This window comes from Spiribacter pallidus, assembly GCF_040838495.1.
GTDB classification, from domain to species: Bacteria; Pseudomonadota; Gammaproteobacteria; order Nitrococcales; family Nitrococcaceae; genus Spiribacter; species Spiribacter pallidus.
In genome coordinates this window covers 1-26,780 of record NZ_JBAKFM010000001.1, presented here as the reverse complement: position 1 = coordinate 26,780, position 26,780 = coordinate 1, and the positions used below count along the sequence as shown (strand labels likewise).

22 protein-coding genes, 1 tRNA gene and 1 pseudogene are annotated in these 26,780 nt (G+C 59.4%); 20 read left to right on the top strand and 4 right to left on the bottom strand.

Annotated features, from left to right (window positions below):
* The first annotated feature begins 9 nt into the window (after positions 1–9).
* The 5 genes from pheT to V6X73_RS00100 all read left to right on the top strand — a co-directional run bounded on the left by pheT (position 10) and on the right by V6X73_RS00100 (position 4,670).
* Positions 10–2,388: a phenylalanine--tRNA ligase subunit beta gene (pheT, locus tag V6X73_RS00120; RefSeq protein ID WP_367958352.1), complete on the top strand. Its 2,379-nt coding sequence runs from the start codon at positions 10–12 to the stop codon at positions 2,386–2,388.
* 7 nt (positions 2,389–2,395) lie between these two features.
* Entirely contained in the window at positions 2,396–2,695 is a 300-nt protein-coding gene (ihfA, locus tag V6X73_RS00115; protein ID WP_367958353.1) for an integration host factor subunit alpha, read from the top strand.
* On the top strand, positions 2,676–3,032 hold the full coding sequence (locus V6X73_RS00110) for a MerR family transcriptional regulator (protein ID WP_367958354.1): 357 nt from the start codon (positions 2,676–2,678) through the stop codon (positions 3,030–3,032). The genes ihfA and V6X73_RS00110 overlap by 20 nt, the downstream gene beginning before the upstream one ends.
* Positions 3,033–3,105: 73 nt before the next feature.
* Positions 3,106–3,182, top strand: a tRNA-Pro gene (locus V6X73_RS00105).
* 331 nt (positions 3,183–3,513) lie between these two features.
* Positions 3,514–4,670 (top strand): IS3 family transposase gene (locus tag V6X73_RS00100; RefSeq protein WP_367958355.1). Its coding sequence is split into 2 segments (ribosomal slippage): positions 3,514–3,757 and positions 3,757–4,670, totalling 1,158 coding nucleotides; the frame shifts between segments, so codons are not numbered across the junction.
* Between the two features lie 405 nt (positions 4,671–5,075).
* Here V6X73_RS00100 and V6X73_RS00095 read toward each other — a convergent pair.
* A complete protein-coding gene (locus V6X73_RS00095; RefSeq protein ID WP_367958356.1) occupies positions 5,076–5,879 on the bottom strand; it encodes a hypothetical protein in 804 nt (267 codons plus the stop codon).
* A gap of 75 nt (positions 5,880–5,954) precedes the next feature.
* Between V6X73_RS00095 and V6X73_RS00090 the strand changes: the two genes are divergently transcribed.
* The 11 genes from V6X73_RS00090 to V6X73_RS00040 all read left to right on the top strand — a co-directional run bounded on the left by V6X73_RS00090 (position 5,955) and on the right by V6X73_RS00040 (position 20,173).
* Positions 5,955–6,938: a 5'-nucleotidase gene (locus V6X73_RS00090; RefSeq protein ID WP_367958357.1), complete on the top strand. Its 984-nt coding sequence runs from the start codon at positions 5,955–5,957 to the stop codon at positions 6,936–6,938.
* Between the two features lie 43 nt (positions 6,939–6,981).
* Positions 6,982–9,030, top strand: coding sequence for a DUF2779 domain-containing protein (locus V6X73_RS00085; RefSeq protein ID WP_367958358.1), 2,049 nt, complete (start codon positions 6,982–6,984; stop codon positions 9,028–9,030).
* Between the two features lie 396 nt (positions 9,031–9,426).
* Positions 9,427–9,588, top strand: coding sequence for a hypothetical protein (locus V6X73_RS00080; protein ID WP_367958359.1), 162 nt, complete (start codon positions 9,427–9,429; stop codon positions 9,586–9,588).
* Complete coding sequence (locus V6X73_RS00075; RefSeq protein WP_367958360.1) at positions 9,588–9,959, top strand: DUF2493 domain-containing protein; 372 nt, start codon at positions 9,588–9,590, stop codon at positions 9,957–9,959. The genes V6X73_RS00080 and V6X73_RS00075 overlap by 1 nt, the downstream gene beginning before the upstream one ends.
* A complete protein-coding gene (locus tag V6X73_RS00070; RefSeq protein WP_367958361.1) occupies positions 9,959–10,381 on the top strand; it encodes a hypothetical protein in 423 nt (140 codons plus the stop codon). The genes V6X73_RS00075 and V6X73_RS00070 overlap by 1 nt, the downstream gene beginning before the upstream one ends.
* Positions 10,382–10,384: 3 nt before the next feature.
* Positions 10,385–10,894: a DUF1643 domain-containing protein gene (locus V6X73_RS00065; protein ID WP_367991031.1), complete on the top strand. Its 510-nt coding sequence runs from the start codon at positions 10,385–10,387 to the stop codon at positions 10,892–10,894.
* A gap of 701 nt (positions 10,895–11,595) precedes the next feature.
* Positions 11,596–12,519, top strand: a complete 924-nt coding sequence (locus V6X73_RS00060; RefSeq protein WP_367958362.1) for a metallophosphoesterase — start codon at positions 11,596–11,598, stop codon at positions 12,517–12,519.
* A gap of 175 nt (positions 12,520–12,694) precedes the next feature.
* Positions 12,695–13,921 carry a DUF6361 family protein gene (locus V6X73_RS00055; protein ID WP_367958363.1) on the top strand — a complete coding sequence of 409 codons (1,227 nt, stop codon included), beginning with the start codon at positions 12,695–12,697 and terminating at the stop codon, positions 13,919–13,921.
* Positions 13,921–15,723 carry a phospholipase D family protein gene (locus V6X73_RS00050; RefSeq protein ID WP_367958364.1) on the top strand — a complete coding sequence of 601 codons (1,803 nt, stop codon included), beginning with the start codon at positions 13,921–13,923 and terminating at the stop codon, positions 15,721–15,723. The genes V6X73_RS00055 and V6X73_RS00050 overlap by 1 nt, the downstream gene beginning before the upstream one ends.
* Positions 15,720–18,866 carry a helicase-related protein gene (locus V6X73_RS00045; RefSeq protein ID WP_367958365.1) on the top strand — a complete coding sequence of 1,049 codons (3,147 nt, stop codon included), beginning with the start codon at positions 15,720–15,722 and terminating at the stop codon, positions 18,864–18,866. Before V6X73_RS00050 ends, V6X73_RS00045 begins: the two co-directional genes overlap by 4 nt.
* 185 nt (positions 18,867–19,051) lie before the next feature.
* The gene (locus V6X73_RS00040) at positions 19,052–20,173 is read left to right on the top strand and encodes an ion transporter (RefSeq protein WP_367958366.1); all 1,122 of its coding nucleotides are present in this window, start codon (positions 19,052–19,054) and stop codon (positions 20,171–20,173) included.
* 162 nt (positions 20,174–20,335) lie between these two features.
* Here V6X73_RS00040 and V6X73_RS00035 read toward each other — a convergent pair whose 3' ends face one another.
* The 3 genes from V6X73_RS00035 to V6X73_RS00025 form a co-directional block, all read right to left on the bottom strand.
* The gene (locus V6X73_RS00035; protein WP_367958367.1) at positions 20,336–20,695 is read right to left on the bottom strand and encodes a hypothetical protein; all 360 of its coding nucleotides are present in this window, start codon (positions 20,693–20,695) and stop codon (positions 20,336–20,338) included.
* A gap of 85 nt (positions 20,696–20,780) precedes the next feature.
* Entirely contained in the window at positions 20,781–21,080 is a 300-nt protein-coding gene (locus V6X73_RS00030) for a hypothetical protein (protein ID WP_367958368.1), read from the bottom strand.
* 141 nt (positions 21,081–21,221) lie between these two features.
* Positions 21,222–21,713 (bottom strand): hypothetical protein, encoded by a 492-nt coding sequence (locus V6X73_RS00025; protein WP_367958369.1) that lies wholly within the window; start codon positions 21,711–21,713, stop codon positions 21,222–21,224.
* Between the two features lie 266 nt (positions 21,714–21,979).
* Here V6X73_RS00025 and V6X73_RS00020 point away from each other — a divergent pair.
* The 4 genes and pseudogenes from V6X73_RS00020 to V6X73_RS00005 all read left to right on the top strand — a co-directional run.
* Positions 21,980–22,932, top strand: a pseudogene (locus V6X73_RS00020) (IS481 family transposase).
* Positions 22,933–23,276: 344 nt separating this feature from the next.
* On the top strand, positions 23,277–23,900 hold the full coding sequence (locus V6X73_RS00015; protein ID WP_367958370.1) for a DUF4402 domain-containing protein: 624 nt from the start codon (positions 23,277–23,279) through the stop codon (positions 23,898–23,900).
* Positions 23,901–24,104: 204 nt separating this feature from the next.
* A complete protein-coding gene (locus V6X73_RS00010; RefSeq protein ID WP_367958371.1) occupies positions 24,105–25,703 on the top strand; it encodes a ShlB/FhaC/HecB family hemolysin secretion/activation protein in 1,599 nt (532 codons plus the stop codon).
* Positions 25,700–26,780 (top strand): two-partner secretion domain-containing protein (locus V6X73_RS00005; RefSeq protein WP_367958372.1); only part of this gene is annotated, 1,081 nt, incomplete at its 3' end. The genes V6X73_RS00010 and V6X73_RS00005, both read left to right, overlap by 4 nt.

The window sequence follows — 26,780 nt, the reverse complement described above, 5'->3', positions numbered from 1 at the left end:
GAGCGCTGCATGCGAATCAGTACACGCTGGTTGAACGAATGGGTGGCTTTGCCCGATGACACCGAGACGCTGGCCGAGCGTCTGACCATGGCGGGGCTCGAGGTGGATGGTGTCGAGCCGGCCGCCCCCGCGTTTGATGGGGTGGTTGTGGGGGAGATCATCGGCTGCGACCCCCATCCGGATGCGGAACGCCTCAAGGTCTGCCAGGTCGATGATGGCAGTGGCGAGCCAAAAACCGTGGTCTGCGGCGCGCCCAACGCCCGTCAGGGACTGAAAGCGCCCTTTGCCCAGGTCGGCGCCCGGCTGCCGGGGGATATGAAAATCAAGGCTGCTAAACTTCGCGGGGTGAAATCCTTTGGCATGCTTTGCGCCGCCCGGGAGCTGGGGCTCGCCGAAGACAGCGAGGGTTTGATGGCGCTCCCCGCGGATGCGCCGGTTGGCATTGGGCTGCGGGACTGGCTGGATCTTGACGATGTGGTGATCGAAGTCGAGCTCACGCCCAACCGCAGTGACTGCTTGAGCATGGCCGGTGTCGCGCGCGAGGTGGGTGTGCTTGAGAAGACACCGGTCAATCCACCGCAATGGCAGCCCACGCCGGCGGTCATCGAGGATGAGATCCCGGTCCAGCTCGCCGCACCGGCGGATTGTCCCCGCTATTGCGGCCGAGTCATCCGTGATGTCGATGTCACAGCCGCCACCCCGATGTGGCTGCAAGAGCGGCTGAGGCGCGCAGGCGTCCGACCACTGGGCGTGGTGGTTGATATCACCAACTATCTCATGCTCGAGCTGGGACAGCCCATGCATGCCTTTGATGCGGCAACGCTCAAGGGCGGGGTGACCGTCCGCAAAGCCCGCAACGGCGAGACGCTCGAGCTACTCAGCGGCGAGACCGTCAAACTGGACGCGCAAACACTGGTGATTGCCGATGACCAGATTCCGGTGGCCATGGCCGGTGTCATGGGGGGCGCACCGACGGCGGTATCCGATCAGACCGTGGATGTGTTTTTGGAGTCGGCGTTTTTTGCCCCGGGTGCGATCGCCGGACGGGCCCGTGCGTATGGCCTGCATACCGACTCGTCACACCGATTCGAACGGGGCGTGGACCCCCAGGGATGCCGAGACGCGCTCGAGCGGGCGACGGGGCTTTTAATCGAGTTGGCGGGTGGACGGCCCGGGCCGATCACCGAGGCGGTCGCCGAGGCCGACATGCCCCCAACCCGATCGGTGACGCTGCGGCCGGATCGGGTCAATCGACTGTTGGGCACCCGGATCGAGCAGCCCGAGATGGTCGAGACATTGTCCCGGCTGGGCATGGGCCTTGTGGAGGGTGCCCAGGGCTGGGACGTGCAGGTGCCGAGTTGGCGATTCGATATCACTCGTGAGGTCGATCTCATCGAGGAGGTCGCCCGGATTCATGGCTACGATCGGTTGCCGACCCGACGCAGTGCCGCCCCCGCCGCGCTGACCGGCGCGAGCGAATCGAAGCTGTCCCTGGATCGGGCCCGGGCGTTGCTGGTCGATCGGGGGTATCAAGAGGCGGTGACCTACAGCTTCGTCGACCCCGAGCTGCAGCGCCGGCTCGATCCGGATGAAGCGCCCGTGGCACTGGCCAATCCCCTCTCGGCGGATCTTGCGGTGATGCGCACGACATTGTGGACCGGATTGGTGCGCGCGCTCAGCCACAACCAGAACCGGCAGATGAACCGGGTGCGGCTCTTCGAGACCGGGCTTAGTTTTCGGGGCGAGCCGGGTGCGCTCGCTCAGACTCCCGTGGTGGCCGGTCTGATAGCCGGGCCGGCGTCGGCGATGCACTGGGGTGAGCGGCCACGCGACGCCGATTTCTTTGACATCAAAGGCGATGTCGAGGCGCTTTTCGAAATGGCGGGGATCGCTCATCAACTCGACATCGCAGCGGCCGAGCATCCGGCACTCCACCCGGGACAATCGGCGGCCATCCGCAAAGACGGTCAGACCGTGGGGTGGCTCGGCGCGTTGCACCCGGCGGTGATCCGCGACCTGGATCTGAACGGGCCGGTCCTGGTGTTCGAGTTCGCGCAGTCATTGCTCGGGCAAAAGGCCTTGCCCGACTACCAACCCATACCGCGGTATCCATCGATCCGTCGGGATCTGGCGGTGATCGTTGACGAGACGATCGCGGCGACGGCGGTGGAGCAATGCATCCGTGAGGCCGCCGGTGAGGTGTTGAAAACGGTCTCCGTGTTCGATGTCTACCAGGGCAAAGGTGTCAGTGAAGGCTGCAAAAGCCTCGCCATGGGATTGATATTGCAGGATTCTTCCCGCACCCTTACCGACGACGAGGTGGAGACCGTCCAACGTCGGGTGATCGAAAAACTGCGCCAGGACCTGGGCGCAGAGTTGAGGGAGTAGGGCACGAATGGCGCTGACCAAGGCGGATATGGCCGAGCGGCTCTTCGAAGAGGTCGGCCTCAACAAGCGTGAGGCCAAAGACCTTGTCGAGGGGTTTTTCGAGGAAATCCGGCATGCCCTTGAGTGCGGCACGGCGGTCAAGCTCTCCGGATTCGGAAACTTCGATCTGCGCGATAAAAACCAGCGCCCCGGTCGCAACCCCAAAACCGGTGAGGAAATCCCCATCTCGGCGCGACGGGTTGTCACCTTTCGGCCAGGGCAGAAGCTGAAAACCCGGGTAGAGAGCTATGCTGGACGCGAGCAGTAACGACGAGCTGCCGCCGATTCCGGCCAAACGCTACTTCACCATTGGTGAGGTCAGCGAGCTTTGCTCGGTCAAGCCCCATGTCCTACGGTACTGGGAACAGGAGTTCCCGCAGCTCAATCCGGTCAAACGCCGTGGCAATCGACGCTATTACCAGCGCCAGGACGTCATCCTGATCCGTCAGATCCGGGCGCTGCTCTACAACCAGGGCTTTACCATTGGCGGTGCGCGACAGCAGCTCTCGGGCGAGGTCGCGCGCGAAGACGCCAACCAACGCCAGCAGATCCTGCGTCAAATCCGCAGCGAGCTCGAGGAGATCCTGGCCGGCCTGCGCCGTTAGTCGGCGGGGTGTCCCGGAAGGGCGAGGGTGATTGGCGTCAAGGCGCTGCTGTTGTATCCTCACGTCCTTAGTTCGGGGTGTAGCGCAGCCTGGTAGCGCACCTGCATGGGGTGCAGGTGGTCGGAGGTTCGAATCCTCTCACCCCGACCAATTTCCCCTTACCTTCAGATGTTTACGTTGCTTCTGTCTCCGGCGAAAGGCGGCGTGGGAAAATTTTGGGAAAACGCCTTAGCGCGCAAAGCGTTCAGTGCGCTCGGTATGGCTCTCGTCGATATCCTTTCAAAGGCTTTTTAAGTGGTTCGTCGCAGGCGGCGTAATGTGCCAACGCTCTTGCTGATGATGATCGGATAGATACCCCTCAGTCGTCTTTTCATCCTCATGCCCAAGTAGATCTGCGATCTGTGCGGTTGTCCAATCGGGTTCTACCCCGTTGCTTCGGACACATCTGAAAAGCTTCATCATGGGAAGCAGGAGGTGTCCGATGGCACAGAAAAGACGACAGTTCAGTCGAGAGTTCAAAGAGGAAGCGGTCGAGCTCGCGAGCCGGCCTGACGTGACGATCAAAGACGTTGCGCATGACTTGGGTATTCATCGCTCGGTTCTGGAGCGTTGGTGCCGGGCATCCAACACCGGTGGCAAGGGGGCTTTCCCCGGCAAGGGCCAGCCACGAGACGAAGAGGTCGCCCGACTACGGCGAGAGCTTGCTCGGGTGAAAAAGGAACGGGATTTTTTGCGCGATGCGGCAGCGTTCTTCGCCAGGGAGTCACCCGGCGGTACCAGGTGATCCAGCGCTGTCGCGGTGAATATCCCATTCGACTGATGTGCCGCTGTCTGGGGGTCTCGCCAAGCGGTTTCTATGCTTGGCTTACACGACCGGTAAGCCAGCGCGCTGCTGAGAACCAGCGGCTGCGCCGGCGTATGCGGGATCTTCACGAAGACCATCACGGTGTTCTTGGAGCCCCCCGTATGCATGAGGAGCTCTTCTATGAGGGTGAGTCTGTCAGCCTCAATCGAGTGGCCCGGCTGATGGCCGCCGAGGGGTTGCAGGGCATCCCGCAACGTCGGGCGTGGCCGCGCAAACGCTCCGGCTGCCGGCCGATGGCAGTGAGTAATCATCTCGAGCGCGACTTCACCGCGGCAGCGCCCAACGAGCGGTGGGTGACCGACATCACCTACATCCGCACCGGCGAGGGTTGGCTGTTTCTGGCCGCGGTTATCGATCTTTACAACAACGTAGTCATCGGCTGGTCGATGGGTGCAAGGCAAGACCGACAACTGGTACTCAAAGCGGTCCTGATGGCGATCTGGCAAAGAGAGAAAAACAGCCCGGTGATCCTGCACTCTGACCGCGGGACGCAGTTCACCAGTGGTGAATACCAGGCTTTTCTGCGCGACCATAACGTCATCTGCAGCATGAGCGCGGTTGGCCATTGTGGCGATAACGCCGCGGCAGAGGGGTTCTTCGGTCTCCTCAAGCGTGACCGGGTCCGCCGTCGTCGCTATTTAACGCTGGCCGAAGCGCGAAGTGATGTCGTTGATTATATTGAGCGATTCCACAACCCGAGAATGCGTCGGCGGGTTGAGCAACCGATGGATCAGAAACGACGCTTAACGAAACCCTCCGCAGTGGTGGGGTAGAACCCGATGAGGTCGCAGCGAGGACATGGCTCTTGCGGGGAGGCCTTCTCAAGGAGAACGAGGAGTTGAGTAACGCCGACTGGCCTATTGTCATTTCACATCTAATTGGTGATTACGAAGGGTCATTTATCGGAGACGACATGGTCCAGTTCGAGACTTCGATCGCTATTGCTGATTAAGTGGTTGCTCCGGAAGAGTCGACTATGTGGCCGGCGGCAAGAGATTGAGGCGGCTTTCCGGCCCGCTCTTGATTGAACAGCCGGAGCGCGATGGGAGGTGGGCAGCGCAGGAATCATCGCTTGCAGATGACGGGGCCCGCTTTGACCAGTACCAAGCCTATGGCGTTAGCCTGCCAGCTCTGGAGGAAACTGACCGGCGATCAATCACGGACAGTACTTGATTGAATCAATTCCGTCGGGCGGCATAACGCTCAGTAACCCTGTTATCGGGCGCACCAGTCACTCGCAGAATTGGTGGGATATCGCTGCTGGGGCCCATGTTCGCGAGGCCGAGAATACTCTCAACTTTACCTACCTGCGAATCGACGATTGGATTAATCAGTGGTTCAAAGGGGTTCGGGGACTCTGGTAGTCCACGCCAAAGCTCGAGGGTGTCCCGCCAGTGGCTTCCAGGCTCGTCACCGTTTTTGAACGAGACAAATCCCTCAAAGAGGCGGATATCCCAGCCGTCTAATGCTGTTGCGAGCTCCTGTAAAAGTCTAATACTGCCAATCATCAGACCAGAGGCTGGTTGCGTGTACCAAAGCCGCCGCTGGACCTGAGCCCTACCATAAGCGTCGATGCCCTCGAGCTGATCCGGGATTCGTGCAATCGGGTTACCCTGGTGTGCTCCCCGGAGCCTGTCACCGGACGCACTGCGCTTTGCAAAGGCCATCGACAGTGGTGCTTCGATCATCAGGTTGATAGCGCCGGGCTTTTCCGGGCTGTAACGCGTGCTGAGCCACTCTACGATGGCCGGGCAGAGCATTCCGTAATGCTTGTCTCCGGGAGTTTTCGCTGTGCTGCTGCTGGACCGATACCCCTCTAGAGGATCCGGTATCCTGCTCCCATTGATCGTGATCCCACAGCTTCTGCTACTCCCTGAAAACCCCAGATCAATAATGACCCATGGCGGGCTATCGGGGTTCGTCGTGTCTCGGCCGGGTTTGATGAGCTCCTCAATGCCTCCTGCTCTGACATTGCTTGTCATGACTGCCTTCCTGGTTGGCATCAGGTGTGAAACAGACTGTACTCTCGGATCTGAAGAGATTGCTAGGGATTGGTTATGACAGAATCGGTGGTGGAAGGAGTGGCAGGGCTGGTGCCAAGCACGGTGGAGCCGATTGAGGAACGGCTCGTGGTGGCTATCGCCTCGAGCGCGTTGTTCGACCTGAGAGAATCCGATGAGGTGTTCCGCGAACGGGGCGGGCGGGCCTATCGAGAATTCCAGCAGGCCCATCTGCACACTCCGCTCGGCAAGGGGATCGCGTTCCCCTTCATTCGACGGTTTCTCGCTTTCAACCAGCGTTTCCCGGTAGAGCGGCCGGTCGAGGTAGTCCTGCTGTCGCGCAACTCGGTCGAGACCGGGCAGCGAGTCTTTGAATCCATCAACCACCATGGCCTCGACATTCGACGGGCTGCGTTTCTGGAGGGGAACTCGCCTTATCCCTACATCGGGGCGTTTCAGGCAGCGCTTTTCCTCACCGCGAACGAGTCGGATGTGCTTAGCGCTACCGATGAGGGGTATCCCGCGGGCCTTGTCATGCACTCTGAGGTTGCGGATGACCTAGACGATGGTGCGCTGCGCGTCGCTTTTGACTTTGATGGCGTGATCGCCGATGACGAGTCCGAGTCGATGTTTCCGCAGGGGTTGGAAGCATTCGAGCAGTACGAGGTTGAGCGAGTGCACGAACCCCATCAGCCGGGGCCGCTGGCAGCATTATTTCGCAAGCTTGCGATGCTGCAGCAACTTGAGGCCCGGGCTGAAGCGGAGGATCCTAACTACCAACCTATGCTGCGCACGGCGATCGTCACCGCCCGCGGCGCGCCAACGCATAATCGCCTAGTCACGACGATGAAGAGTTGGGGAGTGAGCGCCAACGAAACCTTCCTCCTGGGCGGTATCGAAAAACACCGCGTACTCGAGACGCTGCGGCCGCATATCTTCTTTGATGACAATAGGCGTCACCTGCACTCGCCGGCCGGAAATCTCCCGATGGTGCATGTCCCGTTCGGCGTGGCTAACGGATCAGCACGATCCTCTCAGTGAGGCTGTCAACGTCAACCGCGTCTTCTCGGCTGGGAGCGCATCAATGCCCAAGTACCTGACAAAAGCCCGGTTTGCGCTTGGCTTACAGTGCCCTCGCAAGCTGTTCTATGCGGTCCGACCGGGCGTATACGTCGATCAGCGACGAGACAACACGATGCTCGAGGGGCTTGCAGAAGGTGGTCATCAGATAGGCGCTATGGCCCAAAACCTTTTCATGCAGGCCGACGGTGACCTTGCACGCGAGATCACGGATCGCGATCTAGACGAGCAGATAGACCGGACCACCCGAGCACTCGCCCAAGACTCGGTGACCCTCTTTGAGCCAACGATTGCATACGGTGATTACCTGGTTCGTGTGGATATCCTGCGAAAGCAGGGAAATCGGATAGAGCTGGTTGAGGTCAAATCGAAATCTTTCGACTCTCGCTCTGACGAGCCGAGGGATAACCCGACGTCATGGACTCGGGCCGGCGGTATCCACGCTGGCTTCCTCAGCTACGTGCGTGACCTGGCGTTCCAGTATTGGGTTGTGCGCCAAGCTTATCCGGAATGGGAGATTCATTGTTATCTAATGATGCCGGATAAGGCAGTCCCAGCGCGGGAGGACGTTCTGCATCAGCGGTTTCCGGTTTACTTCGATGAGCTAGGGGGAGGTAGTGGTCACTTTCGTGCGCGGGTTGATCCTGTCGCGGGGCTGGCTGCTGAGCAGCTCGATGAGTCCTTTCTCAGCCGTATACTGATGGACCGTCAGGTGGACCACGTTTTGGATGCCTTGCTTGAAATCCCGGGGATCACGGATGACTTCTCAGGCGTTGCAGAGAGGCTTGCGCGTATCCAAGCGGCCGAGACGCCCATAACGCCAGCACCTGTTGGGTCTCACTGCTCGGATTGTGAGTTCTATGCCCCCGTGCCCTCAGCGACGGGTAAGAGCGGGTTCCATGAGTGCTGGGCTGAATGGTCCGGACAAAGCCATGGCTTCGATCGGGGGGACACCATTTTTGGACTCTACGGGCGTGCAGCCGCCGGCGTAACCAGCTCGCAAGGGTTGCTGGAGGCCGGGTACCAGTGGCTGACCGACATCGACCCTGATGAAATCAGCCTTCCTGATCGGTTGACAGGAGCGCTCGGCAGGGGCGATCGGCAGCGGATGCAGTTGACGGGTGATTGGCCTGGCGGCGGAGATCACTACTTCGACAGCGTGGGGTTTGCCAGTGCTTTAGAGAGCTGCGACTGGCCACTCTACTTCCTGGATTTCGAGGCGGCGCGTAGCGCCTTGCCGTTTCGCGCCGGACGGCGGCCCCAGGATATTCAGATTTTCCAATACTCGGTGCATGTCATGGAGCGCGATGGCAGTGTTCGGCATGCCGATGAGTTCCTAGACCTGTCTGTCGATGGGGATGTAAACAGTCGCATGCTGCGGCATCTGAAAGAGGCTCTCGGGTCAATCGGTACTGTCCTTCGTTGGACGAGCTACGAGAATACAGTCCTCAATAATGTCCGCGCCCAGTTGCTGGAGATGGATGCACCACCTGACGACCGCGATGAGCTGGTGGCCTTCATTGAATCTCTCACTCATGAGAGAAACGGCAATGAAATCGCACGGCGAGGCGAGCGGGATATGGTAGATCAGGCCCGCTGGGCGGCGGACTTCTACTTCCACCCTCAAACTCGCGGCAGCAGTAGCATCAAGCCGCTATTGCCCGCCGTCATGAAGAACTCGGAGCAGCTTCGCGCGCTCTATTCAGAGCCGGTGTATGGCACTGGACGAATGCCCAGCAGGAACTTCTCGAACAAACGCTGGTGGGTGGGCGTGCCAGATAGCGATGAGACGCCGGAGGATCCTTACAAGCTACTCGAGAGTACTTTTAGCCACGAGCTGCTCGGCGGTAGCCCGGAAGTCCGTTACTACCAACGCTTTGAGTCCATCAGTAATGGTGCCGGGGCGATGATGGCCTACACGCGCGCACAGTCCGGCACGATGAACACCTCGATAAGGGGTGCCATCGAGGCGAGTCTGAAGCAGTACTGCGAGCTCGATACTCTTGCCATGGTGATGATCATGCAAGCCTGGCGGGCTGAGGCCGGCATCTAGCTTCAATTCGCGCGCAAAGCGACCGACTGATCCCGCGATTGGTTTGCTCGCTCACCTCGCGCATCAACTGGAAGGCTGTCATATCAACATCGGTGTCATCGAGTAGCTCGATACCGGGCTCATAGTTCTCCAACTCCCCGAAGGGGTTGTGCTTGCGGTACAGCGTTGTAAGAGAACTATGGTTGGGGCGACGGCCGACGGTGATCGCCTGTAGCAACGCTCGTGTAATGCGCGAATGCGGCAAGGTTTGTCGGACAAAGGCGGGAGCATGCATTACGTTAAGCGTCCACGGCAGAGGTCGAAGTCGCTATGTCATCCATCCAATGGTCTGACACCCTGACAAATCAAACGCGCCAGGCGCTCGAGAGCCATGGACTGGATATGCCGGTCCCAGCGATGGAACACGTCAGTTTCAAAAATTCCGATGGCGGCTACGGACTGATGCCGATTAACGAGCTGCTCATGGGCCGGTTCGTGATCACCCGGCGCGAAACAGACACTGCGGAGTCCTTCGATACGGCGGATGCGGTCATCGAAGCAGGTTGGGTGCTCGACTGATGGCGGATCATGAGCTCAAACGCATTGCCGTGATCGGCTCCCGGGATTTTGATGACTATGCACGGCTTGAGTCCGTTCTGGCGCCCCATCTGCCCGCGGTGCTTGTCTCTGGCGGTGCAAAGGGCGCCGATGCACTCGCCGAGCGCCTGGCCCAGGAGCGCGGGCTGACCATCGACGTCATCCGCGCCGACTGGAATCGCTACGGCCGGGGAGCCGGCCCCATTCGCAATAAACAGATCGTCGAGTCGGCGGATCTCGTCATTGCTTTCTGGGATGGCAAGTCCCGCGGTACGCGTTCGGCGCTGGCGTATGCGGACAAGGTGGGTGTGCCGATGGAGGTTCACCACCCCGACGGAACGGTGACCTATTGATGCTGACCCCGGCCCACTGGATCGCACCGGATGGCGAGTGCCTTGACGTTCGCACCTCGCACATCGCGGCCGTCATTGCGGACTCGGATCGCTTTGGCGTCACCGAGTCGTGGTTACGAGCTGTCTATGCCGAGCACGGCGAGGCCGAGCGTTTCGGCTGCGAGGGCCGCGCGCGGGCCGCCGTTATTCGGCATCTGGTCACGACGGGCTGGATTCGGATCCGACGGTGCATTCGGCCGGCCACCTACTGGAGCGTGACGATCTACGATCTGGGTCCCGGGACACGCCAACGACTCCAGGACTGGGTGGACACCGGGCTGGCGGCCGACTGGCTGAAAGCCGCCAGCGAACTGCGCATTTATCTCGTCTCGGATAAAAAGACTTTAATCATGGAGGCCGCCGAACTGAAGGCATGGAGATAGCCGATGGAAAGAGCTGCGCGAATGAGCCCATGTGCGGCCTACCGCTACGACCTATGGCGCCGCTGGGAACTGAGGGGGCCAGTCTTGTTATGGATTCTCCTCAATCCGTCGACCGCGGATGCCGATCGGGACGATGCAACCACGGTCCGCTGCATTCGCTTTGCTGCGCGGTGGGGTTATGGGGCGATACGCGTGGTTAACCTGTTCGGAATGAGAGCAACCGATCCGCGCCATCTTTATAAGGTTCAGCACCCTACTGGACGGCAAAATGACGAAACCATTCGAGAGGCGCTCCAGACAGCGGATGGACTGGTTTGCGCGTGGGGGAACAACGGGCGGCTAAATGGCCGTGGTTTGACAGTGCGAGATATGTTGCGCCGAAATCGGTGCGAGCCACATATCTTCGGTCTGACCCGTCTCGGCGAACCGACGCATCCGCTCTATGTTGGATACTCAGCAGTGACACACTTGTGGCGCATAAATGCGTCTGCGGATACATCTGACACGAATTAAACGGGGCTTTAGGCTGGTGACGTTACCGACCTTCGGTGTCTTTATGCCGGGGATGTCGCCGGAATCGGATGGATTCGCCGGACACACCGACAAGGTGTAACCCCTCTTGCCGGAACGCGTCCAAGATCCAAGGGTTTTGAGTCATATGCCGGAATACCATACCGAGGGCGGGACTCTCAGGATCGAAGGAGACCTCGGGCAAACTCGCTGGCCTTCGCCGACGAAGAATCGCGAGCAGAACGCCGAGCAATCGGCCAAGCGCCATGACGCTAGCCCGAGTGCTGTAGCGACTGTCGATGTAATGACCCGCTTTCCTTGATTCGTCGCAGTGGGCGAGGAAAGACACTCGTCCATCCGATGCAATCGCGATGCACCATGGCACCCCGTCCAGGCGCGAATAGGTGACCCACCGCCCCACCTCCTCCTTTGCGCTCAGGTCGTCCATGGCGTGGTTCGTGCCGTACGCCTTCTGCCGTATGGGCTTCGCGTGCTCGCTGCGGCAAAAATCTCTAAACGACCAGATTTCACGGGTCTCAGTCACGATCAACATGCTCATAGCGACAGCCTAGACAGGACCTGCGACCCCTGCTGTCGGAGTGTCCGTTTAACGTCGGTAATTCAATAGAGCGGGTGCAGCTTGGGGTGGCGGTTGAGGTCAACCATTAGTACCGTGACAGTGGAGGAAGGCCAGGGAGCAGGTCATGTACGACATCATTGGCGACATTCATGGACATGCCAATCGCCTTGAACAGTTGCTCGAGCGCATGGGCTACGAGCGGGACGCTGACGGATGGCAGCATCCGGATCGCCAGGCTATCTTCGTTGGCGACTTCATCGACCGCGGCCCGGAGCAGATCGAGACGTACCGCCTGGTGCGCTCGATGATCGACCGTGGCACCTCACTTGCCGTAATGGGCAATCACGAATTCAACGCCGTCGCCTTTAAGACGCCGCACCCGGAACAACCCGGGAAGCGGCTGCGACCCCACACCGAAAAAAACCGCAACCAGCACGCGGCCTTCCTTGAGCAGGTTGGCGAGGACAGCGCCCTGCATGAAGAGATGGTTGCCTGGTTCAAGACGCTGCCGCTCTACCTCGACCTCGAGGGTCTGCGTGTGATCCATGCCTGCTGGCATGATGCGTCTCTCAAGACGCTGACCCCCATGCTGGATCACCGACAGTGCCTGCATGCGGACGCCTGGTCGGATGCCGCACGTAAGGGCAGCGATGCCTACAACGCCGCGGAGACCCTGTTGAAGGGCCTTGAAATTCCATTGCCGCCAGGTGAGCTTTTTCTGGATAAAGACGGCCACGAGCGCCGGCATATTCGAACCCGTTGGTGGAGTGAGGGCGCAGGCACCTATCGCTCGGTTGCCATGCTGGACGATGCGACACGCGAAACGCTCCCGAACGAGGCTGTTCCTAGTGACGTGCTACCCGGCTACACCGACGAAAAACCTGTCTTCGTCGGTCACTACTGGCTGGGCGGGACCCCCGAGCCCATGAGTGACCGTGTGGCCTGTCTGGATTACACCGTTACCGAGCCGGCGCCAGAAGGGAAGTTAACGGCGTACCGCTGGGACGGGGAGGCGTTGATCGATTGGGATGGGTTTGTGTGGGTGTAGCTGAGCCGTTTATTTAGCGTTAGGTGTTCCCTTCGATGGACTAAAATGCGAAGGGTTTGATTTGGCTTTGCGTGTCCGTTATTGCTCAAGCGGCTAGCTTGCGGCTGACCTCAAACCGTTCAGTGGGGTCATGCAGAGGATTCATGATGACGGATAACGGGCACTGTTAGTCGTGATGTCGAACTCGTCGGCTTTTCTCACATGGATAGACCTGACCGCCCCTGACCGTGACAAGGTAATGCAGGTCGTCGATAGTCTCCGCGGGCAGGGGACAGTTGACGAGCTAGGGCTCGGGACGTTGCGGGATTTCCTGTCCGACACCTTGTTCCCGGGCACATCCGTGTTGCATACGCGGATTCGCTATGTCCTGTTCATCCCCTGGATCTACCGGGCGATGGAGCGCGATTGTCAGCGAATCACAGATGTCTCCGCCGAGGCTCGGGCTCGAGAGATCGCTTTGATCGAAGCGCTCAAAGCTGGCGACGCCGGTACCGGTGTCATCGGGTCTGAGGCCGGACAAGCCCTCTCCAGGTTGCCGAGCTCTGTCTACTGGGCTGCGTTGGTGCGCTGGGGGGTGTTCGCGCCACGCCGAAGTCAGAGTTGGTATCACCGGCATTTCCAGAGTCTCACATGCTCGGAACCGGTGGTCCGTGCGGATGACCCGGGAGTGATGTGGGTGGGGGAGCCCACCTGGCATCCCCGTTTGCCTGATGCACCGATGGATCTCCTTGACTCGGTGGACTTTCAGTTATCCCGCGACGAAGCTCAATTCCTGCAAGGCCGTATCCGGGAAAACGTGAGCGGCAGTTTGCTCGCGTGGCTCGCAGGAGAGGGTAATGCGGGGCTGAACTCCGACGATGCGATTTGGGATGAAGCAAAGGTATGGCAAGCGCCGCCGGCTATCACTGAGGTTGTAGACCTCGCTCAGCGCTTTTCTCTTTATATGGAGGGAGCGCCGCTCCTCTATAATCTGTTGCTGGCAGAGATGCGGCGGGAATGGAAGTGGATGCCGTCGGGGACGGACCTTCACCAAACCGAGGATTATTACCGCGATTGTCTCGCCGAGTGGGCAAACCGCGTCAAGGACACTCAGTTCGAGCCGAACGCTCTCTGGGCTTTGGCGGCCCGGCGTGAGTTTGCGGTCAAACCGTGCCACAAGCGATTCGTTGAGGCGTGGTGCACGGGGATCGCTCAACATGGTGCGCTCAGCGTCGCCGACAATAACGAGCTTCGTGTGTTGATCGAAAAACGCGAACGCGCGTTAAAGGGAAGTCGCGCTCGGACGTGCAATTACAGCCGTCTGGAGGACTGGCGCGGCAACGTCGGGATCGGCCGGATGAACTTTCGCTGGCCCCAAGTACGACAGATGCTGATAGATCTCCATCAGGGACTCGCGAACTGATGCTTGCACCCGACACACGTCAGGTCGCCACCGATATCCTGCGGCCTCCTCCCGGCTACACACTGGATCGCGCGGTGATGACCACCTATAGCTTGGATCTCGAGGTGTTGCTGGCACTGCCGCTCGCGGTGCTGGCGCATTCAGACGAGGCTGTGGATACGCTGCTCGAGCAGCCGCTGTTGCTCCTGCAGGCGCTTCGCGAAGAAACGGATCGAGTCCATGTTTTCGTTGATGAGACAGGGATCTCGGTTCCGCGCTTGGCCAGGGAACTCTACTCGGCCTTGGAACCGAGTGTTCATCCCGTGCGTGCCCCGGGGGGCGGGGCATTCCATCCTAAGGTCTGGGTGGTGCGGTTCGCCTCGGATGCTGGAGGATCTGTGATCCGTGTATCGATCGCGTCACGAAATCTTACCTTTGACCGCTCCTGGGACGTCGCTCTGGTCAGCGAGGGGCGCCCGAGCGAGTCAGAGGCGGTGCCGAGCTCGGCACCCCTCGCGGATCTGGTCCGCCGCTTGCCGACGTTAGCAACAGAGTCGCTACAGCCCGAACTCGGCGCGGAGCTGCAACACCTGAGTGATGAGCTGGATCACACGCGCTTTCCGGCGCCAGAGGGATTCGACAGCGGGCTCACTTTTCACACGCTGGGGCTTGGGGATGGGCTTACCAACCGTGTGTGGCAACCGATGGATAGGGCGAGGCGGGTGCTTGCAATTGCACCATTCGTTGGTTCTGAGGGCCTCCAGGCGTTGAGTGCGAGCGGTGCGAAGGAACGGATGCTGGTTAGCCGCGCCGAGACACTCGATGCATTACCCGAGAGTGTGCATCGGCAGTGGCGTGACCTGCAGGTGATGCGGGAAGCTGAGCCGGAGGAGGCCGAGGACGAGACCGCCGGGCGGCCGGCAGGCCTGCATGCGAAGGCCGTTATTATGGAGCACGGACATCGTGCGTACTGGTTCGTTGGGTCCGCCAACCTGACTTGGTCCGCCCTTGCCGGGCGCAACGTCGAGGTCATGGCGGAGGTCAGTGGTAGCAAAGTCTACAGCGAGGGCAAGGGCGTCGGCATTGACCGGTTCCTGGAGGCGGGGTTTGCGGAGCTATGCGCGCCCTACGCAGCCCGAAAGGTCGAGCCGGCCGATGCAATCTGCGTCGAAGCCGAAAAGGCGTTGCAGCAGCTTCGTGACAAGCTTTTGGATAGCGACCTGGGCATCTTTTGCGCACCGGGCGAGGAAGATTGGCGCTGGGAACTGGTGGGATCCCTACCGGAGGCCAACGCCGTGCAATTGGATTACTGGCCTGTGACCCTCAATCGGGAGCAGGCCAGGAGCCCGGAGCAAGGGCTGTTATGGCAGTTGCCATTGGAGCGATTGACCACATTTGTTGCGTTTCGGCTTCGCGCAACGACAGCAGACGTGGCTGATCTGACCTTGGTCTTGAAACTGCCCACCGAGGGCATGCCGGATGGACGCTCTGATCGCGTTCTGCGCATGGTTATTAGCACCCCTGAGCGGTTCCTTCAGTTCCTACGCGCCCTGTTGGGTGGCCTTGAAGGGTTAGTTGAGTGGTCAGGTGTCGGGGGCGATTCGGGCGGGCAGAACCAGGATCGGGGTGGCGGATTCGATGCGGATACCCTGCTGGAGGACATTCTGCGTGCAGCATCTCGTGACCCCGAGCGGGTTGAGGTTGTGCGCAGCGTGATCGAGGATCTCGCCGATGCCCCCGGTGATGCGCAGGTGGTTCCAGAGGATCTGGAAGACATCTTGCAGGCGGTGACTCAGGCGCTGGAAGGGAGGGCGCAGCGGTGAAGCGTCCGGACGTCGAGGCGATTCTACGTCCACTGAAGCCCTTTCAGCGGCGCACTGTGGATCATGCATTCCGGCGTTTGTTCACCGCGCGTGATAGCACCTGCCGTTTTCTGGTCGCCGACGAGGTTGGGCTCGGCAAGACCCTGGTTGCTCGGGGGGTGATCGCGCGCGCGATTGATTACTTGTGGGATCGAAGTGATCGCATCGATGTAGTTTACGTCTGCAGCAATCAGAGCATTGCCCGGTCCAACCTGCCCAAACTACGGGTACAGGCCGACGCCGATCAGTCCGTTGCGCTGGCGACTCGCCTGACCTTGCTCGTAACCGAGCTGGCACAACGAGAGGGCGGGGGAGGACTCGGCGAGGGGCGTGTGAACTTCATCAGTTTCACCCCGAACACCTCGTTCAACATGGGACACTCCGGCGGAATGGAGAAAGAGCGGCGTGTGCTTTACTGGCTCCTTGCTGATGTAGTCTCGCGCCAGGATGGGCTGGCGAACCTGCTTCAGGGGCAAGTCGGACGCGAACGCTGGAACGAGCTGTTAGATACGCCTCTCCCTCTGGAGCCCGGAATTCGGCGGCGGTTTCAGGCGGCGATAGTTAATGATTGTGCGCTCTTCGAACGACTCGAAACGGTGATCGACCGTTGGTTTCTCACGCCGTTGGAGAAATATGGCGCCGAGGCCCGTCAAGCCAGAAATCAGCTTATCAAGGAGCTTCGGCAACGCCTCGCAAAAATCTGCGTCGAAGCCCTGCAGCCAGATCTGGTCATTCTGGATGAGTTCCAGCGATTCAAGGCATTGATCAATCAAGACACTGACTACGACGATCCAGCCACGGAACTCGCAAGCCATCTGTTCACGGCCACTAACCAGCAGAACGAGCCGGTGCGCACGCTGCTTCTCTCCGCGACCCCCTATAAGCTCTATACGACAGATGCAGAGCTGGATTCAGATGATCACTACGAGGATTTCCGTGCGACGACGGATTTTTTGCTTCGCTTCGATGAGGAGCGGATGGGGACACTGGACAGTCAGCTCGCGCGATTTAATCAGCAGTTAAAGCTTGCGTTCGCCGGGGGCCATGCGGAGGTGCGGGCTGCGAAAGACGCCGTGGAGAATAGCCTGCGTACCGTCATGGCCCGTACTGAGCGGGTAGCCGCCAGCGAGGATCAAGACGGCATGATGCGAGAGATCTCTGCCTCACTTCGTCTCCATCCGGCGGACGTGCGGCAGTATCTTGCCAACGACGCCTGGTTTCGGGCGGTGGGTGCCAGAGATCCGATGGTCTATTGGAAAGCGGGCCCGTATCTGGCGCATTTCATGCGCGGGTACCGCGTCAACGAGTATGTAGAGACGACAGCACTCAACGAGCCCGAGAAACTGACCACGGTCCAGCGCAGCTACCCGGAAGCATTTCTTGAACGCGCTGAACTATACCGGTGGCGGGAAATGGAGCCGGGTAATCCGAAATTGCGTGCCCTTATCTCAGAGCTTCTGGATACGGGGCTGTGGCGATTGCTTTGGATGCCGCCGTCGTTTCCGTACTGGGAGCTGGGTGGCCCGTTCGAGGGGCAGGAGGACCGCACGAAGAGTCTGCTCTTCTCGGCCTGGAACTTCGTCCCCGATGTGGTTAGTGGCGTGCTCAGCTACGAGGCGGAGCGGCGCATGGTGGGGGGTGCGCTTGCGAAATATTCGGAGCTGGGCGAGCGCCGGCGCTTGCGCCTCACCGATCAAGAGGGTGCTGCGCGGTCCCGGCACCGGCTGCTTCTGCTACTGACACCGTCCCTACGATTTGCCGATGAAGTTCATCCGCTGGCTAGCCCCGAGGGTGTCGATGTCCGGTCGTGGGCGCGTGGACGTATTGAGGCCATGCTGGCGGAGGCGGCGGAATCCGCGAGCGAAGAGCCGGAGGATTCGCGCTGGGAGTATATGGCACTTGTCGTTCTGGAACCGGAGCTCAGAGACTTTTTCCAATACTGGGCACAAGCGTCCGCTCAGGACACCGGGAAACCAGAGCCCGAGGTCCTTCCGCATTACCTGGAAGACTTGGCTAACTTGGATCCCGGTGAGTTGGGCCGTCCGCCGGCAGGGCTTGTGGATTTTTTGGTCGACGTGGCGCTAGGGGCGCCAGGTGTGCTGGCGGTGAGAACGCTTGCCACTGTGGGGCTTGGAGAACGACACCGACGGGCCCGTGCGACTCAGATCGCGCACGCGTTTTGGAAGCTCTTCAATCGGCCGGCGGTGACCTGCCTGCTGGACCAACTCTATGGAGACTACCGACAGTCCACGAAAAACGCGTACTGGCGGCGCGTCTTACGCTATACCGTCGACGGCAATCTACAAGCTGTTTTGGATGAAGCGTGGCACCTCTACTGGGAGCAATTCGGCTGGTCCGAAAGTGAGCCGCCTGAGGAGGTGACGAGGCGCTGTGTCGAGGAGCTGGTGGCGACCATAGAGCCGCAGCGATCGCACGTGGACGCGCGGTTCTATGAGGCGGACCATCAGGGACGCCTGGCAGGCGAGACGCTGCAAATCCGTACGACCTTCGCGCAACGCTTCGCTGATATCCGAACCGAACAGGGCGTGATCAAGCAGGATGCGGTGCGTAGCGCCTTCAACAGTCCATTTCGGCCATTTGTTCTCACAAGCACCTCAGTGGGCCAGGAAGGGCTGGATTTCCATCCTTGGTGTCACCGCGTGATCCACTGGAATCTACCCGGTAACCCAGTTGATCTCGAACAACGCGAGGGACGCGTTCATCGGTACAAGGGACATGCGGTTCGGCGGAACGTCGCTCGCGGCTACGCAGACGCAGCCCGCACTCTATGGAAACCGGGTACAGATCTATGGGGACTGGTGTTCACGACGGCAGACCGTGCGGCTCGCGAAGCGGGCCATGATGACCTGGTCCCATACTGGGTTGCGCCTGGCCAGAGCAAAGTCGAGCGCCATGTTCCAACACTTCCTTACACTACAGAGGTCGAGGCCTTCCGTCAGTTACGGCGTCAACTTGCAGCCTATCGTGTGGTTTTCGGGCAGCCCCGGCAGGAAGAACTGCTGAAGATGCTCAACAAGGCCGAAATTCCAGATGGGCAGCTCAGCGAGTGGATGATCCGGCTTGCACCAGAAGAAGGGCCCTGACCCATAGCTTCAGGCACATCTGGAAAGGTTCGCCATAGGATGCAGGAGGTATTCGTTGCGGTGCCAGTTACCGGCCCTCTATCCGTTGATTAAAGTCTTGGCCAAGGGGCCATATTTATTTACAGCGTGTGGTAAGCCGGATACGGTTGATGCGGCATCAAACGGGACGGGAAAGGAGGGCTAGGATGGCGCGCCGGTGGTTGGATCATGCTTTGTTTGAGCCGAGGACCCGCGGGCAGTGGATCGTCTATTGGCTCATCATCGCCGCGATCCTGTCGACCACCGTTGAACTGGCTGTGTTGTCCCAATACTCCGACACGTATGCGGACAACCAGTGGTTTTTCCGGGCAAGTAACGTTTTCCTGATTACGTTTTTCACCCTAGAGCTACTTTTGCGCCTTATCTGCCGCCCGCGCCCGAGGGAGTATCTATTTACATGGCAAGGCATCATCGACCTGGTCGTTCTAATCCCCGCATGGGCAAGCCTGATATTCCCTATATCTTTGGTGAGTCTTCTATGGGTGCGAGTTCTCAGGCTTCTGCGGCTGGTGAAGGCCGCAGCGCTGCTAAAGCATGCGAAGCGCGGGAATCGAGAGCATCTGGCAGTCCTCAGCCGTCTAGCGCCCCTATTCGCGAGCGCAATCGCGCTCAAGACGGGAATGCTGTTCCTTGAGGGGATAGGATATTGGCCGCGCATCACTGGCTTAGAGACGATTATAACTGTTGTAGGCTTCGCAATCGGCATCCTCCTTTCTAGTCGTCTAGCGACAGTCCATAGCCGGATTTACGGGTTTGACCAAGCAATCCAGTCACTGACGGGTTCCGTAGAGGCGGCCCGCGCCTACGCCGATTCCCGTCTTCTGCTTAAATGGCTAAAGGAAATCCATGAGATCATTGTTAGCGGAGGCGAGGACCAGGGCTTCAGCCACTGGAATAAGGAACTCCGTGAAGAGGCGGGTGGGGTGATCCCCGCACCGATTTACAATGCGATGCAGAGAGATGCCTTGTATGTCTTGCATCGAGTGCGAACACGCACACCAAGGGTATACACAACCCTTTTAGTACGCTTGTCGGGAATTTACATTTTTGTCCTTATGGCAACGATGCCTGGTGTCACAGGCCTCATCGCAACGATCCTCGCCATTTACGCCATCGGGGGCATGTCTATTATCGTCAACGCAATGGATAAGCCCTATGAGGTCTCGGAAGACAGTTTTGTGAATGCCGATCTCTCTGGCTTAGAGCGCTATCTACGGGAAGAAGGCGGCTATAGTTTGCAGGAGTTATCCCATCATCATGCCGGATGAGGTGAAACGCCTTCTCTTTTAGGCCCCCGAGCCAATGATGGGGTATCTTCTTGTTGGCGTTTCGATGTCCCAGGCTACATGGCTTAACTCTGACCGGAGGTGGTTAGGTGGATGTGGAAGCGCTAGCTATTGACGCTGCCACCCTGTGGATTTGAGCCGCGGCTAGATCTGTCTTACTACAACTCTGAGCTCGGTATCCTCTTGCTCCGGGCCAGTAATCCAGTCCGTTGAAATATTGATCTCTTGCCACTCGTCCTCTTCGGTGTCGATGCACTCGCCCCAGACACGATCGGCAACTTGGTGGCATAGGGCCGTTGCGGCATCGACTACAGCCTGGTGTTCGTCGCTAGGAGACCCGCTTCGATAGGCCGCGATTGCCCGCGAGAGCAGGAGCACGGTAACCGCACTATCCAATTCGTCCGAGGCGAAAGCGCTCAAGTCTTCGCCATCGATAATTATCTTGTTTCGAGGATCTTTGCGGTTCTCAGCAACCAGCTTGTCCACAATATCGTCTTGGTCCATTCGGTGTTTCCCCGCTAATCATGATCCGATAGGTGGCTCCTGTTAGCTATCAATGCACTCGGATCTAGCTGAATAAAATATACTGCTAGTTGTACTCCTGGTCCTCCCACTCCGCTATGAGCTCGGAAAAACCGACAACCAATACACTGTATGGGTTGAGTCGGTTCTCGGAGAAGTCCCTTATTTCTTCAATTTGTTCGCTTGTTAAATCAGCTACGACGTCCTTGCCGTAATAGGATAATACCTGCTCTTTAACAATGTCCCTGATTTCGTTTTCGAAGTTCTCTTCGTACTTGTGTATCTTGGGCCATTCGAATGCCATCTTGTCATGCTCCTTGATGAGATAATCTATCAGGGTTTTCGTAAGACCAACCGCAGGCTCCATCGGTTCTCGGGGCTGTATAGGACTGGACTTCGGTACCCTTGGATTCGGTTGACGCTGCTTGGATCAAGGATGTCTTAGTTTGTCGCAATATGTGCAATTACAGCGATCCGATAGGTCACGCCATGTATAAAGTGCCGCTACCTAGTCGTATACCCCCACTGCCTCGCGCACAAGGAAAAAGCCGTTGTCATCAATAAACTTATCCGTCGCTAATATCCTCGCTATATCTTTTGCGACTTGATCCTCGCGATCTCGAACTACCCAGCCAGCGACTACTCGGTCTTGCCAGTCCGATGATTCAGCCAGCTCCCTCAGCTTTGCTTCGGATAGCGGTTGGGTTTGGAGAGCGGTAGCAAGAAACTCGGCGGCACGCACAATGACTTCATACGGGGTGGCACCGGCGAGGTTGTCACACTTGAGCCAGTGGTCGTTCACCCTTTCGAGGAGGTCGCTTGATTCAGACAGATGCCGTTCGGCCGTTTCTAGGGCTGATTCGATGAGGTAGTCTGCTTCAATAGAATGGCGGGAGGCGGCCGCCTCAATTTCTGTCACGTTCGCATACAAAAGTGTCTTGGCCGCGTCTGCTACGTCTTTATCTTCTCTGATCTGCTGTATTGCGTCGTCTAGCGACATCGCGAGCTCTCCCTTTCTCTGCGCCCTTCGCCAACGGTTGTAAGGTGATCCCTGCTCGCGCTGCAGTCAAGTCTCAGGGTCTGGGGTGACGGGTTGCATCTGGCGCGGGGCGGTTCTGCGATGATTGGCTATTCCCACGCAGCCGCTGGAGTTAAAGAAGGTGAGTGTCGAGGTTACCTAGGCGTGATCTCTCAATAGTTTGTCCACCGGCGAGCTCTTAGGGATGCTGAGTTTGCGGACTTGGCAACCCAATGAAGGAGACTCCCATGGATAGTCACCACATTGCCGCGCTGACGCCTAGAGGTCGAGCCCGGAGATGGTTCGTGCCGTCATCGACCAAGGGCTGAGCTATCGCAAGGCAGCAGCGCTCTTCCATGTTGACGCAAAGACGGTTCAGCGCTGGACGCAACGCTACCGCCGGTACGGTCACAATGGGCTATACCAAAGATCTTCACGCCCGAAGTGTCAGCCACGCCGGGCATCGAAGCGGATTGTTCGACAGGTCATTGCGAGGCGCCGGCGGCGCTGGACCATGGATCGCATCGCCATGAATATGGGCATCTCCCGGGCAACCGTGTGCAGGATCCTTCAGCGCAATGGACTCAATCGCCTGAATGCACTGGAGGTCAAACCACCGCCGCAGCGCTGTCAACATGAGAACCCCGGCGACCTGCTCCATCTGGACATCAAAAAGCTCGGCCGCTTTGAGCATGTAGGCCACCGCATCACTGGACGCCGCGTCGGCACATCCCGCGGCGCTGGCTGGGAGTATGTGCACGTGGCGATCGATGACTGCTCGCGCATTGCCCACAGCAAGATCCAGGACTCAGAGACCGCCGATGCCGCAGTCGACCACCTATTGGCGGCCGTGCGCTATTACCGATCGCTCGGCGTCACGATCCGGCGCATGCTGACCGACAACGGCTCTTGCTACCGCTCGAAGAAGTTTGCCGCGATGTGCCGCTGCCTGGGCATCCGGCACCGGTCTACTCGGCCTTACACGCCGCGCACCAACGGAAAAGCCGAACGCTTCATCCAGACGGCGCTGCGCGAATGGACCTATGCCTTCGCCTGTACAAACTTTACCGAGCGAGGGCAGCACCTGCCGCGTTAGATACATGACTACAACTGGTATCGCCAGCACGGTAGTCTCAACCTCAAGATACCGATCAGCACCCTCGGACTATCCGGGGACAACCTCGTGAGACTGGACATCTAGTCACCGGTCATCTGTGGCAACAGCCCGATCGCTAGAGCAGGGCGTGATCTGTGGGAAAACCCATGTGTAAGTGATTGATTTTTAATGCACCCGTTTGTAACGAAGATACGTACGGAAATTTTTAATAAAGTAATAAAATCAGGAACATATGATTTTTTCGTGGGGAAATGGGGTGCAGGTGGTCGGAGGTTCGAATCCTCTCACCCCGACCAAATTCCCTCTCCGATCAATTCCCTCTTTCATCATGGCTTATAGCCGCCTCAAAAGCTGTAAGGGGTTTTAAGGATCAGGCGTCCAAGTCCGTCATACTAAAAAGCTCAAGGGCGATTGGCCGGTGGTTGTACGTGACAAGCAAGACGCAACGTCTCCTGCTGGGTTGCTGTTTATCGGTTGCGGGCGGCGTTAGTGGGAGTGCGAACGCCGGAACGGCCAGCAGTGATCTTGCTGTAGTGGCTGGCCTCAAGCAGGCGCTCACGCTGACGTGCGATACCGCATTGTTTTTTGGCGTGGTGGCCGTGGACGTACAAAGCTTTGATGGCGGTTCGGTTGTGGTGGGGCCAGACGGCAGTGTGGCCACGGATTCAGGCGCGCTGGTCGCGAATGGTTCCGCCCCTGGCCAGTGCACGGTATCCGGGACCCATGTGTTTGATGGAAACAGGTCTGTCATCCTTGATTTCGCCGCGGACAGCGTGACCCTCGAAGGTGCAGCTGTAGACGGCTTATCAACACCCCTTTATGGCGGAGCGGCCCTGACGGTCAATGATCTTGAGGGGGAGGCAGAACTAACAGAAACGGTGGTAGAGACCACCATAGTAGGGACTGATGATGGAGGAAAAAAATTCACCATTCAGATCGGTGGGAGGCTGGATATTCCAGGAGACATTAATGCGAAGTCAATGGGTGGCTATTCAGGCACCATCGAGGTCCAAGTCATGGATACGGCTAATTACAACGATCCGGACACCTAATCATCTAATCAGTCCGGCATCATTCCACCGGGGTATCGGCGCTCTAGAGAAGATATCCGGGGTGCGCCCACCGACGTAATGTTTTGACAGGTTCCGCGGTCGGGCCATGCCATGCTGTGCATGGATATGTCTTATGTCAGTCTTGCGATGCCCCGATTTCGTCCAGCTATCAGTGGCGTGTGTCTCTGGCTCGCGTGCTTTGCGATGGCCGCTTCGGCCGTCGCGCAACAGGATGGTGGCAGCATCCTGCGCGAGCTCGACCGACCCCGCCCGCTGGATGAGCGTCTGCCGGCACCCGAGCAACGGCAAAAGCGCGAGGACGACCGGCGGATCGCCCGCCAGCCCGTGCGTGTCAGGGCCATCGAGATTGCCGGCAACACGCTTTTCAGTGACGGCGTACTCACCGAGCTTCTGGACCCCCAGCTCGATGACCCACTGACGCTCGCCGATATTCAGGGCATGGTGGCCCGGATACGGGATTTTTATCGCCGCAATGGCTATCTCGTCCGGGTCTTTCTGCCGGAGCAGACCGTGGATGATGGGGCGCTTCTCATCCGTGTCATTGAAGGCCAACCGGGTGAGCGCACCATTGAGATCCTCCCAGCGCCGGGTTCAAGCCGTATAACACCTGATCTGCCGAGGGAGTTCATCGATCGCGCATTCGCCCGGGAGCGGTTTTTCCGCATCGACCGGTTGGAGCGTAGTGAACGGCTTTTGAACGATCTGCCGGGCATTGAAGCGGATGTCCGCCTATCCCCGGGGGACGATACCGGCCTCACCGATGTCACCGTGTCCGTTGCATCAACGCCCGTGTTCAGTGGTCGGCTCACGACCGACAATGCGGGCAGCGACAGTACCGGTGAGGCGCGAGCGGTTGTCAGAACCGGCCTTGATTCGCCGCTCGGGCGCGGCGATCAATGGTCATTGACGGGATTGGGAAGCGAAGGTACCGGCTACCTCCGACTCCAGGGGGCGATCCCCGTGGGTTATAACGGTATGCGCCTGCAGTTGGCCGGTTCCCGGCTTGATTATGAGCTCGTCGATGCATTCTCCGCCCTCGGTGTCGAGGGGGATGTAAGCCGCGCCGAGGCCGGCCTGCGTTATCCGGTGTTGCGCGGTGCGAGTGGCAGTCTCTACCTGGACGCCTCGATCGCACGGTCGCGTTATGAAGACCGGGCGCAGGCAGCGATCCAGGAACGCCGCGACATTGACAGCTTCAGCATCGCTGTCGAGGCGGATCGACGTGACACACTGCTGGGAGGTGGCATCACCTATGGCCGACTTGCGCTGCGTGGCGGTCGTGTCGATTTTGACATCGGCTCGCCCGAGCGTCGCGCATTGACCGGTGGCGGGTTCGAGTTGGCGCGTTGGTCGCTGCTGAGGGTCCAGCGTCGGGCCGGTATGCTGGGGCAGGGTGCGAGCCTGCGGATTTCGCTCGATGGCCAGTTCAGCCCCTCTAATCTGCCTTCAGCCGAGAACTACAGCCTCGGTGGGGTTGGTTCCGTGCGGGCCTTTCCGGTCTCCGAGGTAAGCGGTGACGACGGCCTGACGCTGTCACTGGAGTGGCGCGAACGGCTCAATGCACTCGTCAACCTTTATGGGTTCTATGACCACGGCTGGGTGCGCGCTCCAGCCGATGCGGAGCCGGCGGAGCAAACCACCGATCTTGCCGGCGTCGGGCTTGGCGGTATTGTTCGCATCAGTCAGCGGGTAACGCTCGATGGCAGCATTGCCCGTCGCGTCACCGGTGGCCAGGACCGGGACGCATGGCAGGGCTGGGTCTCGGCGGAGGCCAGGTTTTGAAATATCAACGAGCCAATCGTGGCCTGGCGGCGCGGGTATCTCCCTTACTCGGCGCGCTTGCCATTGCCGCAGCGCTGGATGCCCGTGCCTTGCCTGAGGGCATGAGTGTGAGGGCCGGCGAAGTCACGGCGAACCGGACCGCGAGCGAGCTTCGGATTCGTCAGGGTTCAGACCGGGCGATTATTGATTGGCAGTCCTTTTCCATCGATGCCAATGGGCGGGTCCGGTTTGATCAGTCGAGTGTTGACGCCGTTGCGCTCAACCGGGTGACAGGCTCCAGCCTCAGCGAGATTCATGGCTCGCTACGGGCCAATGGCAAGGTGTTTCTGGTCAATCCGTCGGGGATCTATTTTGGCGCCGGAAGCCGGGTGGACGTGGGTGGACTGGTGGCCTCAACGCTATCGATCAGTGACACCGATTTCCTCGCCGGCGAGTACCGCTTCGTCGGCGACGGGGGTCCGGTAGTCAACCACGGCCGGATCGAGGCATCCAACGTCGCATTACTGGGGCGCCGGGTTGCTAACCATGGGCGTATCAAGGCGCGTGCCGGCACGGTGGCATTGGCCGCGGGCGATCAGATGACGCTGTCCTTCGACGATGGTCTATCGGTGATGATCGATGACGAGACGCTGGAGGCAATGGAGGCGGATAATCAGGCGATTCGCGCGGGCAACGGCGAAGTCGTTATGACCGCCGCTACAGCTCGGGCGCTTGAGAGTCGTATGGTTGCTGGGGGCGAAGCCGGGGCGGATGAACTGGAGGTCTCCGCGGATGGCGCATTCCGTTTGCTGGCAGGCGGCGAGATGGAGGCCCGCGAGATCGCCCTCGATGCCGGCCCGCACGGTAAAGCCTCGGTAACCGGGCGACTGGATGTCTCCTCGGCCCATGGGGCTGGAGGACGTGTCACCGTTCAAGGCCGCCATATCGCGCTCGCCCATACCGCAAGGATCGATGCCACCGGCGCCACCGGTGGTGGTGATGTGCTCATTGGCGGTGACTGGCAGGGGGGTGATCACGCGGAGTACCGGGTGTTCAACGACCCGGAGGCGCTGCGCGAGGCGGTGAGTGTGGACATGG

Bases quoted from the DNA above. Each gene is read 5' to 3' on its own strand.
- pheT (WP_367958352.1), top strand. From the start codon at position 10: ATGCGAATCAGTACACGCTGGTTGAACGAATGGGTGGCTTTGCCCGAT.
- ihfA (WP_367958353.1), top strand. From the start codon at position 2,396: ATGGCGCTGACCAAGGCGGATATGGCCGAGCGGCTCTTCGAAGAGGTC.
- V6X73_RS00110 (WP_367958354.1), top strand. From the start codon at position 2,676: ATGCTGGACGCGAGCAGTAACGACGAGCTGCCGCCGATTCCGGCCAAA.
- V6X73_RS00095 (WP_367958356.1), bottom strand. From the start codon at position 5,879: ATGACAAGCAATGTCAGAGCAGGAGGCATTGAGGAGCTCATCAAACCC.
- V6X73_RS00090 (WP_367958357.1), top strand. From the start codon at position 5,955: ATGACAGAATCGGTGGTGGAAGGAGTGGCAGGGCTGGTGCCAAGCACG.
- V6X73_RS00085 (WP_367958358.1), top strand. From the start codon at position 6,982: ATGCCCAAGTACCTGACAAAAGCCCGGTTTGCGCTTGGCTTACAGTGC.
- V6X73_RS00080 (WP_367958359.1), top strand. From the start codon at position 9,427: ATGGAACACGTCAGTTTCAAAAATTCCGATGGCGGCTACGGACTGATG.
- V6X73_RS00075 (WP_367958360.1), top strand. From the start codon at position 9,588: ATGGCGGATCATGAGCTCAAACGCATTGCCGTGATCGGCTCCCGGGAT.
- V6X73_RS00070 (WP_367958361.1), top strand. From the start codon at position 9,959: ATGCTGACCCCGGCCCACTGGATCGCACCGGATGGCGAGTGCCTTGAC.
- V6X73_RS00065 (WP_367991031.1), top strand. From the start codon at position 10,385: ATGGAAAGAGCTGCGCGAATGAGCCCATGTGCGGCCTACCGCTACGAC.
- V6X73_RS00060 (WP_367958362.1), top strand. From the start codon at position 11,596: ATGTACGACATCATTGGCGACATTCATGGACATGCCAATCGCCTTGAA.
- V6X73_RS00055 (WP_367958363.1), top strand. From the start codon at position 12,695: ATGTCGAACTCGTCGGCTTTTCTCACATGGATAGACCTGACCGCCCCT.
- V6X73_RS00050 (WP_367958364.1), top strand. From the start codon at position 13,921: ATGCTTGCACCCGACACACGTCAGGTCGCCACCGATATCCTGCGGCCT.
- V6X73_RS00040 (WP_367958366.1), top strand. From the start codon at position 19,052: ATGGCGCGCCGGTGGTTGGATCATGCTTTGTTTGAGCCGAGGACCCGC.
- V6X73_RS00035 (WP_367958367.1), bottom strand. From the start codon at position 20,695: ATGGACCAAGACGATATTGTGGACAAGCTGGTTGCTGAGAACCGCAAA.
- V6X73_RS00030 (WP_367958368.1), bottom strand. From the start codon at position 21,080: ATGGAGCCTGCGGTTGGTCTTACGAAAACCCTGATAGATTATCTCATC.
- V6X73_RS00025 (WP_367958369.1), bottom strand. From the start codon at position 21,713: ATGTCGCTAGACGACGCAATACAGCAGATCAGAGAAGATAAAGACGTA.
- V6X73_RS00010 (WP_367958371.1), top strand. From the start codon at position 24,105: ATGGCCGCTTCGGCCGTCGCGCAACAGGATGGTGGCAGCATCCTGCGC.